Source organism: Glaciihabitans sp. dw_435 (genome assembly GCF_018449675.1).
Classification (GTDB): Bacteria; Actinomycetota; Actinomycetes; order Actinomycetales; family Microbacteriaceae; genus Glaciihabitans.
Window position 1 is genome coordinate 1 of the sequence record NZ_JAAVUZ010000047.1, and the last position, 944, is coordinate 944.

General features: G+C 64.7%; 1 protein-coding gene. It reads right to left on the reverse strand.

Going from position 1 to position 944, the window contains the following annotated elements; genetic code table 11:
* Window positions 1-839: IS481 family transposase (locus HB677_RS18190; RefSeq protein ID WP_213817156.1), on the reverse strand; the 839-nt coding region annotated here is incomplete at its 3' end.
* Window positions 840-944: the final 105 nt, after the last annotated feature.

Genomic DNA, 944 nt, shown 5'->3' on the forward strand with positions numbered 1-944 from the left:
GACGTGTAGGTGTGGGCGTATGCCCATTCCTGGGCGAGGGTGCGGTTGAAGCGTTCGACCTTCCCGTTTGTCTGGGGCCGGTAGGGGCGGGTGTACTTGTGGGTGATGTTGGGGCCCAGGGCCTCGGCAAAGGTGCGCGACCGGTAGCAGGACCCGTTGTCGGTGATGACCCGTTTGACGGTGATGCCCAGGCCGTGGAAGAACGCGTTCGCGCGGCCCCAGAACGCAGCCGCGGTCTCTTTCTTTTCGTCGCCGAGGATCTCGGAGTAGGCCACCCTGGAGTGGTCGTCAACGGCGTGGTGCAGGAATGAGTAGCCGCGCCCCTTTTGCTTGTTGTTGTGGTTACCGATGGTGCGGCCAAGCATTCGGTGGCCGCCGCCGTCAGGGATGCGTCCCTGTTTCTTGATGTCAACGTGGACCAGATCGCCCGGGGCGGGATGTTCGTAGCGGATTGGCTTCGGCCGACGCACCGGCAGCCCGGTGGCGTGGTCCAGATGAGCCAGAGGTGGCATCCGGTAGCGGGCTAATACCTGCTCGACCGTGGAGCGGGCGACTCCGAGGTGGTATCCGATGCGGTGGGGTCCCCACCGGCGGGTGAATCGCAGTGCCACGATCCGTCGCTCCAGACGGCGGCTGGTGCGGTGAGGTGAGCGGTGTGGGCGCGACGACAGATCGGTCATGGGCAGTCCGGCGCGATGCCGGGACGCCCATCTCGACGCCGTCGCCGGCGACACCTGGAACCGTTCCGCGGCCCGGCGGACCGTCCATCCCTGATCGACGATGAGACTGGCCAGACGAAGACGCCCGACTGGCGTCAGCGGGGCATTAGCGTGGAGCACGAAGACCTCCTGGAATCGAATTGAGTGTGGTAACCCACTTCGATACCGGAGGTCTTCGCCTATTCAGCTGATGCCACGCTGTTCACAACGTCCTTGGGAAGTACA